This is a genomic window from Bradyrhizobium sp. LHD-71, assembly GCF_031157255.1.
Taxonomy (GTDB): domain Bacteria; phylum Pseudomonadota; class Alphaproteobacteria; order Rhizobiales; family Xanthobacteraceae; genus P52-10.
Genome location: NZ_JAVIFX010000009.1, coordinates 75824 through 90271, shown reverse-complemented (window position 1 = coordinate 90271; position 14448 = coordinate 75824). Strand labels below are relative to the sequence as shown.

At 63.0% G+C, this 14448-nt stretch carries 11 protein-coding genes; 10 read left to right on the top strand and 1 reads right to left on the bottom strand.

All coding sequences use genetic code 11. The annotated features are described in order from the left end of the window. The first annotated feature begins 138 nt into the window (after positions 1 to 138). Together zigA and RCO31_RS11830 are read left to right on the top strand one after the other, a co-directional pair. Entirely contained in the window at positions 139 to 1386 is a 1248-nt protein-coding gene (gene zigA, locus RCO31_RS11835; protein WP_308968539.1) for a zinc metallochaperone GTPase ZigA, read from the top strand. Positions 1387 to 1461: 75 nt separating this feature from the next. Further along, complete coding sequence (locus RCO31_RS11830) at positions 1462 to 2103, top strand: LysE family translocator (protein WP_308968538.1); 642 nt, start codon at positions 1462 to 1464, stop codon at positions 2101 to 2103. A gap of 12 nt (positions 2104 to 2115) precedes the next feature. Here RCO31_RS11830 and RCO31_RS11825 read toward each other — a convergent pair whose 3' ends face one another. Continuing rightward, positions 2116 to 2772 (bottom strand): helix-turn-helix domain-containing protein, encoded by a 657-nt coding sequence (locus tag RCO31_RS11825; RefSeq protein WP_308968692.1) that lies wholly within the window; start codon positions 2770 to 2772, stop codon positions 2116 to 2118. Between the two features lie 371 nt (positions 2773 to 3143). Here RCO31_RS11825 and RCO31_RS11820 point away from each other — a divergent pair, with 371 nt between their 5' ends. The 8 genes from RCO31_RS11820 (at position 3144) to RCO31_RS11785 (ending at position 14241) form a co-directional block, all read left to right on the top strand. Next, positions 3144 to 4298, top strand: a complete 1155-nt coding sequence (locus RCO31_RS11820; protein ID WP_308968536.1) for an acyl-CoA dehydrogenase family protein — start codon at positions 3144 to 3146, stop codon at positions 4296 to 4298. Between the two features lie 106 nt (positions 4299 to 4404). After that, on the top strand, positions 4405 to 4866 hold the full coding sequence (locus RCO31_RS11815; protein ID WP_308968535.1) for a host attachment family protein: 462 nt from the start codon (positions 4405 to 4407) through the stop codon (positions 4864 to 4866). Positions 4867 to 5091: 225 nt separating this feature from the next. Beyond that, a complete protein-coding gene (locus RCO31_RS11810) occupies positions 5092 to 6222 on the top strand; it encodes a serine hydrolase domain-containing protein (protein ID WP_308968533.1) in 1131 nt (376 codons plus the stop codon). Positions 6223 to 6273: 51 nt separating this feature from the next. Then, a complete protein-coding gene (locus tag RCO31_RS11805; RefSeq protein ID WP_308968532.1) occupies positions 6274 to 7515 on the top strand; it encodes a CoA transferase in 1242 nt (413 codons plus the stop codon). A 126-nt stretch (positions 7516 to 7641) separates the two neighbouring features. Next, entirely contained in the window at positions 7642 to 8487 is an 846-nt protein-coding gene (locus tag RCO31_RS11800; RefSeq protein ID WP_308968531.1) for a uroporphyrinogen-III synthase, read from the top strand. A gap of 150 nt (positions 8488 to 8637) precedes the next feature. Beyond that, positions 8638 to 9582: an alpha/beta fold hydrolase gene (locus RCO31_RS11795; RefSeq protein WP_308968530.1), complete on the top strand. Its 945-nt coding sequence runs from the start codon at positions 8638 to 8640 to the stop codon at positions 9580 to 9582. A 277-nt stretch (positions 9583 to 9859) separates the two neighbouring features. Next, entirely contained in the window at positions 9860 to 11101 is a 1242-nt protein-coding gene (locus tag RCO31_RS11790; protein WP_308968529.1) for an efflux RND transporter periplasmic adaptor subunit, read from the top strand. Further along, a complete protein-coding gene (locus tag RCO31_RS11785; protein WP_308968690.1) occupies positions 11101 to 14241 on the top strand; it encodes a multidrug efflux RND transporter permease subunit in 3141 nt (1046 codons plus the stop codon). The genes RCO31_RS11790 and RCO31_RS11785 overlap by 1 nt, the downstream gene beginning before the upstream one ends. The last annotated feature ends 207 nt before the right edge of the window (positions 14242 to 14448 follow it).

Below are 14448 nucleotides of genomic sequence, written 5' to 3'. Positions count from 1 at the left end.
CGGCGTACCGGATGCCGCCTGCGCGGGGCATGACGGATGGAGGCCAACCTAAAAATCGTTAGCCGCCAGTGCGGGCTTGACACATCGGCTTAATCTATATGTTATGTTATAACATAACATATAGGAGAGATTTGGTGCATGCCCGGCTCCGCGCACTTCACAAGCTATTCGACCAGCACAAGAAAACTGCCCGTCACCGTGTTGTCCGGATTCCTCGGCTCTGGGAAGACGACGCTGATGAATCATGTGCTGAACAACCGGCAGGGCATGAAGGTCGCAGTTCTCGTCAACGACATGAGCGAGGTGAACATCGACGCCGACCTCATTCGCGATGGCGGTGCCAATCTCTCGCGGACTGACGAGAAGCTGGTGGAGATGACCAATGGCTGCATCTGCTGCACGCTGCGCGAGGACCTTCTGAACGAAGTGCGCGCCTTGGCGCAGGACGGCCGCTTCGACTACCTGCTGATCGAATCCACGGGCATTTCCGAGCCGCTCCCGGTCGCTGCGACCTTCGATTTCCGCGATGAGGATGGCGCGAGCCTTTCCGATGTCGCACGCCTCGATACAATGGTGACTGTCGTCGATGCGGTGAACCTCTTGAAGGACTATTCCTCCACCGATTTCCTGCGCCAGCGCGGCGAGTCGCTTGGCGACGACGACACCCGCTGTCTGGCCGACCTTCTGGTCGAGCAGATCGAATTTGCCGACGTGGTGGTGCTCAACAAGGTGCGTGACGCGTCCGCTGATCAGCTCGCCGCCGCGCGAAAAATCGTGCGCTCGCTCAATCCATCGGCGCGACTGATCGAGACCAGCTTTTCGCAGGTCCCGCTCGCCGACGTGCTGGACACCGGCCTGTTCGACTTCGAGAAGGCACAGCAGAACCCGCAGTGGTACAAGGAATTGTACGGCTTCGCGCAGCACACCCCGGAAACCGAGGAGTACGGCGTCAAGAGCTTCGTCTACCGTGCGCGGCGTCCGTTCGATCCGTCCAGGTTTCATCGCTTCCTGCAGGAGTCGTGGGCCGGTGTCATTCGCACGAAAGGGCACTTCTGGCTCGCGACACGGCCGCAATGGGTCGGCGAACTCAGCCAGGCAGGCGCCATTGTTCGCACCGAAGGACTTGGCTTCTGGTGGGCGAACATCCCCGAGAAGCAATGGCCGAACGATCCTGCTTGGCAGCAGTCGCTGAAGCGGAATTGGAATGACTTCTACGGCGATCGCCGCCAGGAGATCGTGTTCATCGGTACCGATATGGATGAAGACGCCATCCGCCGACGCCTTGACGAATGCCTCGTCACCGGCCCGCCGGGCATGCGTAAGAGCGCATGGGAGCGCCTGCCCGATCCGTTTCCCGTCTGGCGGCGCGCCAACGAGGTTGCGTGAGCGCCAGGTCAGGGTGGCGGCCAATCGCGATTGTGCTAACTGTATCCAAGTCTCGAACCTTGCATGAGCGCGACGATGACCTTTCTGCCCGACGCCCCTACCCTAATCGCCTACACCGTCGCCTGCTTCGTCCTCTATGTGACGCCTGGCCCCGACATGAGCTTGATGCTCGCCAAAACGATGCAAGGCGGGCGCAAGGCGGGCATGGCCAGCATGCTCGGCGCGTCCGCCGGTTGCCTCGTGCATTCAGTCGCCGCAGCACTCGGGCTCTCGGCGATCATTGCAGCATCCGCGACCCTGTTCACGGCAATGAAGATCATCGGCGCGCTCTATCTCCTGTGGCTCGCCTATGACGCCATCCGGCACGGCTCGGCGCTGCGCCTTGGCGCCGAAACGGGGGCCATGCCGTCTACCGCGCGGACGTTCTGGATGGCGGTCGGAACCAACCTCACCAATCCGAAGGTGGTGCTGTTCTTCATCACCTTCCTGCCCCAGTTCATCGCCGCCGGCGACGCGCACGCTGCCGGCAAACTGCTTTTCCTCGGCGTCTATTTCGTCGCCTTCGCGATCGTCATGGGATTTCTTCTCGTGCTCGTCGCCGAACGTTTCATCGAGGTGATGAAAGCAAGCCCGAAGGTAATGCGGGCGATCGACTACACATTCGCGGGCGTGTTTGGCTTTTTCGCCGTGCACGTGCTGCGCACGGAAGCGCGCTGAGCTTTTCGCCGGTCACGCCACGTGGCGCCGATATGCCTTGGCAAGTGGACTTAAGCCCAGCCACGCGTCCATCGAGCCGGCAATGGCGCGGTCGCCGGTGAGCTCGATCCTGCCGGCGTCGACTTCGACCCTCAGCGTCGCGTGCCCCATCCAGACCGACGTCATGCTGTAGAGCGAGCTGCGCACGTAAAGGTCAACTTCGTAGCCGGGATCAAAGCCGCAGAGATCGACCTTGCCGCCGTCGATCACGAGCCACCACGATTTTCTTCCGGCGCTGAGCTCCGGAAAAGTGAAGTTGATGGTGCAGCGGCGCGTCGGCAGCGGCTCGATCTTCAGGTTACGCCGCATGTCCCACATCAAGAGCGACGGATCCAGGTTCTTCAGCGTCACCGAAGATTCGACCCAGCGCTGGCCCCAGACCCCGAGCGACTCGACGACCTCGCGCAGCTCCTCGCCGGCATCGGTCAACCGGTAGTCGACAACGCCTGGCTGCGCGGTCGGTATCGCCACGATGACGCCCGCCTCCTCCAATTCTTTCAGCCGCTTCGACAGCAACGTCGGCGACATACGCGGCACTCCGCGCCTGAGATCGTTGAAGCGCGTCGACCCGCAGAGCAGTTCACGCAGCACCAGCGCCGTCCAGCGTGAACAGACGATCTCCGCCGCCATAGCAACAGGGCAAAACTGGCCATAGCTTCCACGGTCAACGTGGTCGGACAAGCAATACCTCACAAGAAAAAATCGGGGTTCAGGCAGTACAATAAGTGTACTGCAAACCGCCCTCTCCGTCACTTGAGGGTTCGCAAAATCGTAAATTTTGACCGGCGGGTGGTCCAAAGAGGGGCATTACGCGTCCCCTCGTCCTTGCAGGTCGTCCGAAAACAACCAGGCGTCGCGCAAATGGTGGCCGGACCGCGGCGCAGGTTTCAGCCGCGTTTCATTGCGGCGCCTTGGCGCAGTCCATTTCCTGAACTGGAGAGCGAGGTGGCCGCCTAACGATAATCGCGACCATTCCGCCAATGAGGGCGGTGGAGGAGACCATGAACACAATCACACCTGTCGACATGACGGCGGCCAAGCCGCGCACCGTACTTGACGTCGCCCGCGAACTCGGACCGATCTTCGCGCGGCGCGCCAGTGAAGTCAGCGATGAGGATCAGTTCGTCGCCGACAATTTTACGCTCTTGAGATCATCAGGACTGGTTGAGGCCGGCGTGCCGCAGGAGCTCGGCGGCAGCGGCGCCAGCATCGACGACCTGGCAGCAATGCTGCGCATGCTCGCCCGTCACTGCGGCTCGACCGCGCTCGCTTTCTCGATGCACACGCATCAGGTGGCGATTCCGGCGTGGCGCTGGACACACCAAAAGGTCGCGGCGGTCGAGCCGCTGCTGAAACGAGTGGCGGCTGAACGCATCGTGCTGTTGTCGAGCGGCGGTTCCGACTGGATCGCGGGCTCCGGCAAGGCTGAGAAGGTCGATGGCGGTTATCGCATCACTGCGCGAAAGATCTTCTCGTCCGGAGCACCGGCGGGCGACCTCATGATGACCGGCGCGGTTCTCGAAGAAGGCGGCAAGCCGCCGATAGTGCTGCATTTCGGCGTGCCGATGAATTCCCCCAAGGTGAAGGTGCTCGACACCTGGCGCACGCTCGGCATGCGCAGCACCGGCTCGCATGACGTCATGATCGACGGGCACGTCGTGCCCGACGCTGCCGTTGCGCTGAGCCGGAAAGCGGGCGAATGGCATCCGCTGTTCCAGATCATCGCAACCATTGCCTTCCCGCTGATCTACTCGGTCTATCTCGGCGTCGCAGAGGGCGCGCGCGACATCGCGCTCGACCTCGGTAAGCAAAGGCAGAACCAGCACACTCTCGAATTGGCGGGCAAGATGGAGACTGAACTCACCGCGGCGCGGCTTGCTTGCGACTGGATGCTGGACGCCATTCGCAAGAGCGCACCGTCCGCGGCGACGGTGAATCAGGTAATGACGGGCAAGGCGCTGGTGACGCGGCATGCCATCGCAGCCGTCGAACACGCGATGGAGCTTGCGGGCGGTGCGGGCTTCTATCGGGCCGCAGGTCTGGAGCGGCGCTTCCGCGACATCCAGGCGGCGCGCTACCATCCGCTGCAATCCGGGCCGCAGGCGCAGTACGCCGGCGCGATGGCGATGGGACTGCCGGTGGAACGCATCTTCTGAGCGCGACGTCTACGCGATCCGGGACCATTAATAGCGAAGTGTTCGCAGTCGGAACCATTCCGGCTGCGAACGGTTTGCCTCGTTCGGAGAACAAGCGAGGTCAACGATGTCGCGCGGCAAAACCGCCCTCAGAATTCCCCATGATGCCTATGTATTCGTCGGCGATGGCCGTAAGGCCCTCCTGTTCCGCAATGAAGGCGACGCCGCATCTCCGAAACTGAGAACCGAACACGTTTTCGAGAACGACAATCCTCCGACTCGCGAGCAAGGCACCGACCGGCCCGGCCGTGCTTTCGCGAGCGTCGGCACCCGCCGCAGCGCGATGGAGCAGACCGATTGGCACGAGCTCGACGAGCAACGCTTCGCGAGGGGCATTGCGGACACGCTTCAGGTACTGGTACGCGAAAAGAACATCGAGGCGCTGGTGATTGCAGCTCCACCGAAGATTCTCGCATGCCTGCGCCGATCGGTGCATCAGGAAGTCGAGAAGCGCGTGATCGCCGAAGTCGACAAGGACCTGACCAATCAGCCGGTTGAAGAGATCGAGAAGACCCTGACGGAAGCGTAACTCTGCATCGGCGACCTCTTTCCGCGGAGCCCGCGTCGACTCTGATTGCTCATCCACGCTTTTTCGATCCGCCAGGCGGACCGCGCTGTCCCCGGCAAGCATGGATCGGTTGCACAGACACGGCTTCCGAACCCCTTGCGCACCTATCGCAGACGCGGTTGAATCTGCTTGGCCTTGCTGCGCCTCGCTCCTGCCCAATCGCAGCGAAGATCAAGGGGAAACGCCATGAACGCGCCCGTCAAAGTCGACGCCTATCCGCTTCCTGCAGGGGACCTTGCAAAGCATGGGATCGCCGCAACGCAGATCGACCACCTCGACGCGCTGATTAAAGGGCATATCGGGCAACGTCGCTATCCCGGCGCGCAGATCGCGCTCGCCAGAAACGGCGAGTTGCTGTTGTTTCGCAGCTACGGCAAGACCACGGCCGGGACCGAAGCGCAGCCGGTGAACGATCGTACGCTGTTCCAGATGTTCTCGCAGACGAAGGTGTTCACCAGCGCCACCGTCTGGACGCTGATCGAGGAAGGCAAGCTGTCCTTCATGGACAAGGTGGCCGACCACCTCCCCGAATTCGCCGAACGCGGCAAGGCGGACATCACGCTGCACCAGGTCATGAGCCACACCGGCGGCTTCCCGTCGGGCAACATCACCGAGGCAGCGTGGTTCGACCACAAGCTGATGCGGAAAGAGGTCTGCGATTTCTCGCTCGACTGGACGCCCGGGACGCGCCTGCAATACCACCCGCGTGCGGCCCACCTCGTACAGGCGATGGTGATCGAGGCGGTGACCGGCAAGGACTATCGCGACGCGATCCGTGAGCGGGTCACTGAACCACTCGGCATCGCCGACGACGTCTTTGTCGGCGTGCCTGAGACGCAGGATTCCCGCTGCGTTATGATTTCGGGCGACAGTGAGTTGCGCGACAACCGCCGCGAGGTGCGAGCGGCCGGCCTTCCCGGCGGCGGTGGCTACGGCACTGCACGCGGCATCGTCGCGTTCTATCAGGCGCTGCTCAACAAAGGCACACTGCATGGCCGCCGCATCCTCTCTCCGCGGCTGATCGCCTATGTGGCGAGGAACCAGACCGGCGAGATGCCGGACGCGGCGATGGGCGGCATTCCGATGCATCGGGGCCTTGGGCCACACCTGCGTGGCGAAAGCGACCGTATCCGCGGTCTCGGCACGATCGGCGCGCCCAGCGTTTTCGGTCACGGCGGTGCCGGCTCGTCCTATTCCTGGGCGGACCCGACCAGCGGCGTCTCCTTCACCTACATGACCAACCACTTCGCGAACGAGCCTTTCCACTCGCTTCGGCTCGACCGCGTCGCCAACATCATTCATGCAGCGATCGACTGAGTCTGTGTCGGTTCGCGCGGCGCAGGGAATGACTGAGACAAGGGGAAAGCAATGAACAAACCTGAAATCATCGCCGGCGAGAAAGGCCCCCGCGACGCGGCTTGGGGCGCGGGCAGCGCCGCCGACGGCCCCTTGTGGCGGATCAAGGTGCTCGACCTTACGCATGCACGGGCCGGCCCGACCTGCGTTCGTCAACTGACTGACTGGGGCGCACGGGCGCTCAAGATCGAGCAACCGGGCGGTGGCGGCGATGCAGCGACCGACGACCGGCACGGGTTCGATTTCCAGAACCTGCACCGCAACAAGCGCAGCGTGACGTTGAACCTGAAGGACCCGGACGGCCTCGCCATTTTCAAAGAGTTGGCGAAGGAAGCCGATGTGATCGTCGAGAACTTCCGCCCCGCCGTGAAGGACCGGCTCGGCATCGACTACGAGACGATCCGCAAGATCAACCCGCGCCTGATATATGCCAGCCTTTCCGGCTTCGGCGACACTGGTCCCTATCGCGACCGGCCGGGCGTCGATCAGATTGCGCAGGGCATGGGCGGACTCATGTCGATTACGGGGTTGCCGGGACAAGGCCCGGTACGCGTCGGCATCCCGATCTGCGATCTCACCGCAGGGATATTCCTGTCGACGACAGTGCTGATGGCCCTGTACGAGCGCGAGCGCTCCGGCGAAGGCCAGTGGGTGAAGACCTCGCTGTTGTCGGCGATGATCCAGATGCTCGACTTCCAGGCGACCCGCTGGCTGATCGGCAAGGAAGTGCCGCCACAGGCCGGCAACGATCACCCGACCGGCATTCCGACCGGCGTGTTCAAGACCAAGGACGGCCACATCAACATCGCCGCATCCGGCAACAAGCTGTTCGTCCGCCTTTGCGATGCCCTCGGCAAGCCGGAGTGGAAGTCCGATCCGGTCTGGTCCAAGGCCAGCGAGCGACGCAAGAACAAGGAAAAGATGAACGCCATGATCGACGAGGTGACGGTCACGCGCACCTCGGAGGAGTGGGTGACGATCCTGAACGAAGCAGGTGTCCCGTCAGGCCCGATCTATTCGATCGATCAGATGTTCGCCGATCCGCAGGTCAAACAGCTCGGCCAAGTGAAGCCAGTCAAGCACAAGAAACTCAACGAGATCAATGTGGTTAGCCAAGCGGCTACGATGTCACGTACGCCATCGACGATCCGTCTTGCCGCCCCGGACGCCGGCGAGCACACGGAGGCCGTGCTGCAGGTTCTGGGCTACGACAAAGACCGCATCGCCGATCTGAAGAAGCGACACGTCGTCTAGGGTCCCCGGTTCCACACGTGGCTTGATTTTCGTGATGCCCGGCCTTGTGCCGGGCATCCACGTCTTTAAGTTCGCCTCAGCAGCAAAGAACGACGGATGGCCGAAACGACCGGCCATAGGCGAGGCATGCCCGAGAAACTTACCGGCTACCGCATCCTGATCCTCGAGACGCGCGAGGAGGCGCAGTTTTCCCGCCTGCTGAAGGAACAGGGCGCCGACGTGATGCAGTGTCCAATGTTCACCATCAACGATGCGCCCGATCCCGCGCCGGTCGAGGCATGGATCGGCCGCTTCATCGAACGGCCCTGCGACGACCTCGTGCTGATGACGGGCGAAGGTTTGCGGCGGTTGATGAAGGTGGTCAGGCGGCTCGACGTCGAGAAGCCGTTCGTTGCAGCGCTGGCAAGCGCGAGGAAATTCGCGCGCGGACCCAAACCGGTACGGGCATTGCGTGAAGTTGGGCTTGAAGCTCAGGTGATTACCGAGAAGCCGACTTCGGAAGGGATCGCCGAGACGCTGGCCGAACTCGACATGGCGGGACACCGTCTCGGCCTGCAGCTCTATCCGGAGAAGGACCATTCGATGCTGATCGATTTCATCGCCGCTCGCGGCGCCAGCGTCGATACTGTCCTGCCCTACGTTTATGACTCCCAAGCTGCGGAGGCGAACATCGTCACCGCGATCGATGAGATGGCGGCGGGCCGGATCGATGCGATTGCGCTGACCAGCTCGGGTCAGGTGCGCCGGCTCGTGGACACCGCGAAGGCGAAGGGCCTTGAAGGTCAGTTGCACCAGGCGCTGGACCGAACGCCGGTTGCCTCAGTCGGGCCCGTCGTGTCCGATGAGTTGAGGGCATTCGGCTTCAAAACCGATATCGCCCCGGACAACGGCGCCTTTTTCATGCGCCCGCTGATCGCCGCCATGGGAGCGACGCTTACCAAGTCGCAACCGAAAGCCCGCAGCGCCGGATAAGTCCGCAGCACGGCATGCGCTTGCTGTTTGACGCATAGGCCCCTGCCCTTGCGGCAGAGCCTCAACGCGCTGCAGCACTTCACCTGGAGCGCAGCGTAAGTTACTAATTTCAATCATCATTTCTGTTTTGCGGATTTCACCTCATACGCCATGACCGTCGCAGACCTTCAGGACAAATCGCTCGCCAATCTCGACATCAAGCCGCACCCGACGATCGCCGAGTGGGACGAGAAGGCCGAACGCATCGAGACCCCGCTCAGCAAGGGCCGCATCGTCTGGCGTAAGTGGGGATCCGGCCCACCGCTGGTGTTCTTCCACGGCGGATCGGGATCCTGGACCCATTGGATCAGGAACATCCCGGACCTGTCGCGCGAGTACACTGTGTATGCGGTCGACCTGCCGGGCATGGGCGATTCGGATCCGTTCTCCGACGACGATTTGAAACTGCTTGCGGGCGAGACCAATGACTTCCGCGACCCGCTTGATCCCAGCTGGCAACCGCCGCCGATCGCGATGGCGGCGCTCTCGCGCATTCTGGCCGGCGCACTGGAGACGATGATCCCGACCGAGGCGATCAACCTCGTCGGCTTCTCGTTCGGCGGCATGACCGCGGCGAATGTCACCGCCCGCATCCCGCAGCGGATTCGCCGCCTCGTGCTGTCCGGCGCAGCCGGCCTGGTGCAGCGCGATCCGACGATGAAGCCGCTGGCAACCTGGAGGTTCGCCGCGACCGAGGCCGAGCTTGCCAAGGTCCAGCGCCAGAATGTCGGCATCCTTATGTTGCACGATCCGAAGTCGATCGACGACCTCGCGGTCAACGTTCAGATGCGGAACGGCCTGCGCACGCTGTCGCGCAAGCCGCCGCGGCATTTCACGACCCTTGCTTCGCTGGAGCGGGCAAAGCCGAGCCTAGCCGCAATCTGGGGTCGGTTCGATGCCATCTCCGGCTGGCAGGTGGATCAGATCCGCGAGACCTTTCTTCAACTCGACCCGGGCTGCCAGTTCCACGTCGTCGAGAATGGCGGACACTGGGTCGCCTATGAACGAGCCGACGAGTTCAATCGCGTGCTGAAGACCATGTTGCGCCACGACTAGCGCCGGACTTCACGGCCGCTCGCACCTGCCCTTATTTGCTCGCTGATCGCGCTGACAATGGTGGCCCCGCTTGGGGCCGGCTCTGCCGGCGCGGATAGATCTATTCCAAGGTCTGTCCGCGGCAACGCTCGCGCGAGCGACACTGTCTAACCACACGATTCTGCCAGGGTGGCCGAAAGACGGCTTTCCGCCCTCACTAACGCCATGTTAATGCGATGCACAATCCAGCCGCCGCAGGGGCTCGCGCGCGGCATCACCTTTCTGCAAGGCAATTGGAATGGCACGAACATCGCGCACCGTCGCCGGCACCCTGGTCGTCCTGCTGGCGGCTGCGGGGGCCTATTATTTTGTGACCCATCGTGGCGGCCAGGCACCGCAGAAGGCAGCGCCGCCGCCACCGGATGTCACCGTGCTCGACATCAAGCGCGCCGACGTGCCGCTGGCGCCAGCCTATGCGGGCCGCGTTGCGGGCTTTCGCGCCGTTGAGATCCGCTCGCTGGTGAGCGGCACGATCATGCGGCGTGAATATGCGGAAGGCGCCCGGGTCAAGCAGGGCGATGTCCTGTTCCGGATCGATCCGCGGCCATATCAAGCCGCATACGACCGCTCTGTCGCCCTGCTCGCGCAGGCAAAGGCGACCGTGTTTCAGACGGAAGAGAACTTCAACCGCATTCAGGACCTCGCAACCAAGCAGGTCGCCACTCCGAAGCAACTCGACGACGCACGCGCAGCACGGGACCAGGCTCGCGCCTCGGTGCAGCAGGCGGAGGCCGATATCGAGACCGCCAAGCTCAACCTCGAGTTCACCGTCGTCAAGGCGCCGGTGTCGGGGCCGACGGCGCTGCTCTCACCACCCGAAGGCTCGATCGCGCAGGCGCAGCAAACCGTGCTGACGACGATCACCCAGCTTGATCCGGCCTATGTCAACTTCTCGACGACCGAGCAGGAGCTTCGCTCGTTCCGGATCCTCAACGAGGGGCTCGAACGCAGGCCGCTGCGCGAGGACGAGATCACCGTCTCGATCCAGTTCGGCGATGGCACGACGTATCCGCAGACGGGCAAGGTCATCATGTCATCGCAAAACGTCGACCTGCGGACCGGCACGGTGCAAATCCGTTCGGTGTTTCCGAATGAAGACGGCGTCCTGCTGCCGGGGCAGTTCGTGCGGCTGGTCTTGAAGGGAATCATTCTACCGAAAGCGATCGTCATTCCCCAGCAGTCCGTTTCGCAGGGCCCGCAAGGCACATTCGTCTACACCGTGAACTCGAGCGGCGCTGCCGAAGTTCGCCCGGTCAAGCTGGACCGTGAGATCGATCCCACAAGCTGGGTCGTTCGCGAGGGGCTCAATGAAGGCGACAAGGTGATCATCGACGGCATCATGCGCGTGCGCCCGGGCGCGCCGGTGAAGACCTCGCCTTACGTGCCGAGGAAAAACGGCGAACAGGCGGCCGCAGAGCCCGCGAAAGGCGCCGAAGCGGAGAAGAAGGCGAAAGACGGGGCCAGCGAGAAAAAGAAATGATCTCCAAATTCTTCATCGATCGGCCGATCTTCGCCGCCGTCATCTCGATCGTCATCGTGCTGGGTGGCCTGATCGCCATGCGCGTCCTGCCGATCGAGCAGTATCCCGAGATCGTTCCGCCCGAGGTCACGGTTCAGGCGACATATCCCGGCGCTTCGGCCGAGAGTATTGCCTCTACGGTTGCCGCTCCGCTCGAGCAGCAGGTCAACGGCGTCGAGAACATGCTCTACATGCGCTCGACTTCCACCGGCTCCGGCACGCTCACCCTGACGGTTACCTTCCAGATCGGCACCGATCCCGATCAGGCAACCATCAACGTCAACAACCGTGTCCAGCGCGCGCTGCCGCTGCTACCGCAGGAGGTGCAGCGTCTCGGCGTTCAAGTGCAGAAGCGCTCCTCCTCGATCCTGGAAGTGATCGCGATGTCGTCGCCGGGCGGTCGGTACGACACCATCTTCGTTTCCAACTATGCGCTGATCAACGTCATCGACGAGTTGCGGCGCACGCCGGGTGTGGGCGATGCCGTTCTGTTCGGAGCCTCCAACTACTCCATGCGCATCTGGCAGCGCCCGGACAGGCTTTCAGAGCTCGGCCTCACGCCCAGTGACATCGCCGCCGCTATCCGCGAGCAGAACAATCAGTTCTCCGCCGGCCGGTTCGGCGAGCAGCCGCAAAAGGAAAGGACGGAATTCACCTACCAGGTCTCGACGCAAGCCCGCTACAGCGACCCGAAGGAGTTCGAGAACATTATTCTGCGCACCGACGAGTTCGGCGGCGCCCTGCGCATCAAGGACGTCGCGCGTGTAGAGCTCGGCGCACAGGACTATTCACTCGACGCGACCTTCAACGGCCGCCCGGCGGTGCCGATCGGCGTCTTCCTGCAGCCCGGGGCCAACGCGATCCAGGTGACGAAGGAGGTCAAGGCCGCGATGGAGCGCCTTTCCAAGCGTTTCCCTGAGGATCTGACCTACGATATCCCGTTCGACACCACGCGCTTCGTCGAGGTTTCGATCGAGGAAGTCGTCATGACGTTCATCGAGGCGATCATCCTCGTCGTGCTGGTGATCTTCCTGTTCCTGCAGAACGTTCGCGCGACGATCATCCCGGTGCTGGCATTGCCGGTATCAATTGTCGGCACCTTCGCTGGCATGTACGCGCTGGGTTTCTCCATCAACCTCCTGACGCTGTTCGGCCTGGTGCTGGCGATCGGCATCGTCGTCGACGACGCGATCGTGGTGCTGGAGAACATCGAGCGCATCATGCGCACGGAGCGGCTGGAGCCGCGCGAGGCCGCGATCAAGGCGATGAACCAGGTCAGCGGGCCGATCGTCGCGATCGTGCTGACGCTGTGCGCCGTGTTCATTCCAGTGTCGTTCCTCGGTGGACTTGCCGGTCAACTTTACCGGCAGTTTGCGGTGACGATCTCGGTGTCGGTGGTGATCTCCGGCATCGTCGCGCTGACGCTGACGCCGGCGCTCGGCGCGATCTTCCTCCAGTTGCAGCATCGAGAGCCGGTCGCACCGTTCCGCGTCTTCAACCGTGTCTTCGACTGGATTACCGACCGGTTCAGCAGCATCGTCGCGTATTTCCTGAGGCACACCTTCCAGTCGCTGGCGCTCGTCGCCGTCATGCTGGGTTTGACCGGACTCTTGTTCATGCGCGTACCGAGCGGCCTGTTGCCGGATGAGGACCAGGGTTACAACCTGCTCGTGACCATGCTGCCCCCGGCCGCATCACTGGAACGCACCAGCGCCGTGGCGCAAAAGATCGTCGCCGGCGCGCGGGAAAATCCGGCGGTCGGAAACGTCTTCTCCATGGCTGGCTTCGACGTCCTGTCATTTGCGCAAAAAACCAGCGCGGGTGTCGCCTTCGTCACGCTGAAGGACTGGTCCGAGCGCACGAAGCCGTCCGAGGATGCGCGCGTCCTGGCGCAATCCTTCGGCGCGCTGAACGCGACCTTCCGCGACGGCATCATGTTCGGCATCAATCCGCCGCCGATCCAGGGCATCAGCATGACCGGCGGCTTCGAACTCTATCTGCAGGACCGCTCCGGCGGCTCGCTGCAGAACCTCGCACAGGCGGCGAACAAGGTCGTCGCCGCAGCCGCACAGCGGCCGGAGCTGACCGGCGTGCAGACGCTGTTCTCCACCGCCGTGCCGCAGTACCGGACCACGGTCGACCGCGACAAGGCAAAGACGCTCGGCGTGCCGATGACGACGATCTTCGATACCATGCAGAGCGCGTTCGGCAGCCTCTACGTGAACGACTTCCAGTTGTACGGCCGCACGTTCCGCGTCAGCCTCTCCTCCGAGGCCGATTTCCGACACTCGCCCGACGACATGCGGTTCCTCTACGTGCGCGCCGACACCGGCGCGATGGTGCCGCTCGACGCGCTGGTCAAGGTCGAGCGCATCATCGGCCCCGACACGGTGGAGCGCTTCAACATCTTCCCAGCCGCCAAGATCATGGGCAACCCGGCGCCCGGCTATTCGTCGGGTCAGGCGCTGGAGGCGATCCAAGACGTCGTCAACAAGGAGCTGCCGCCCGACTTCACCATCGGTTGGACAGGTTCGGCCTATCAGGAGGTCTCCACCGCGGGCACAGGCTATCAGGGCTTCCTGTTCGGCCTGCTGATGGTGTTCCTGATCCTGGCCGCGCAGTACGAGCGCTGGTCGCTGCCGCTGGCGGTGCTGACCGCAGTGCCGTTCGCATTGTTCGGAGCAATCGTCGCAATCTGGCTGCGCGGCATCGAGAACGATCTGTATTTCCAGATCGGCTTGATCACGCTGATCGGCCTTGCGGCCAAGAATGCGATCCTGATCGTCGAGTTCGCAGCGCAACGACACCACGAAGGCGCATCGATCTTCGACAGCGCGGTCGAAGCGGCGCGCCTGCGCTTCCGCCCGATCATCATGACGTCGCTGGCCTTCATCCTCGGCGTGCTGCCGCTGGCCATCTCGACCGGCGCAGGGTCCGCCGCACGCCACTCGATCGGCACCGGCGTAATCGGCGGCATGATCGCGGCAACCGCACTCGCCATCATCTTCGTCCCCCTGTTCTTCCGTCTCGTCACGCGGACGGTGGAATCACCGGAGGAGCAGCAGGGTGGCCGCCACACGGCGACAACGCCGGCGGAGTAAGCGCAACTCCATCCGTCGCAATGGCTGCTCACTCGTCGTGGCAGTCGAAGCGAAGTAATCCAGCCTGAGGTTGCGACAGCCGCGCTGGATTACTTCGTCGCCATAGGCGAGTGAAGCGACGCCGTTCTTCGAACGGCTATGCCTTGCAATGATGGAGCGTTGTCGCAAAGCAGCTCCCGGGTGTCGCTTCGCTCACCCGGGCTACGT

Coding starts and splice junctions, on each gene's coding strand:
- RCO31_RS11820 (WP_308968536.1), top strand. CDS start 3,144: ATGAACACAATCACACCTGTCGACATGACGGCGGCCAAGCCGCGCACC.
- RCO31_RS11800 (WP_308968531.1), top strand. CDS start 7,642: ATGCCCGAGAAACTTACCGGCTACCGCATCCTGATCCTCGAGACGCGC.
- RCO31_RS11790 (WP_308968529.1), top strand. CDS start 9,860: ATGGCACGAACATCGCGCACCGTCGCCGGCACCCTGGTCGTCCTGCTG.
- RCO31_RS11825 (WP_308968692.1), bottom strand. CDS start 2,772: ATGGCGGCGGAGATCGTCTGTTCACGCTGGACGGCGCTGGTGCTGCGT.
- RCO31_RS11805 (WP_308968532.1), top strand. CDS start 6,274: ATGAACAAACCTGAAATCATCGCCGGCGAGAAAGGCCCCCGCGACGCG.
- RCO31_RS11795 (WP_308968530.1), top strand. CDS start 8,638: ATGACCGTCGCAGACCTTCAGGACAAATCGCTCGCCAATCTCGACATC.
- zigA (WP_308968539.1), top strand. CDS start 139: ATGCCCGGCTCCGCGCACTTCACAAGCTATTCGACCAGCACAAGAAAA.
- RCO31_RS11815 (WP_308968535.1), top strand. CDS start 4,405: ATGTCGCGCGGCAAAACCGCCCTCAGAATTCCCCATGATGCCTATGTA.
- RCO31_RS11830 (WP_308968538.1), top strand. CDS start 1,462: ATGACCTTTCTGCCCGACGCCCCTACCCTAATCGCCTACACCGTCGCC.
- RCO31_RS11810 (WP_308968533.1), top strand. CDS start 5,092: ATGAACGCGCCCGTCAAAGTCGACGCCTATCCGCTTCCTGCAGGGGAC.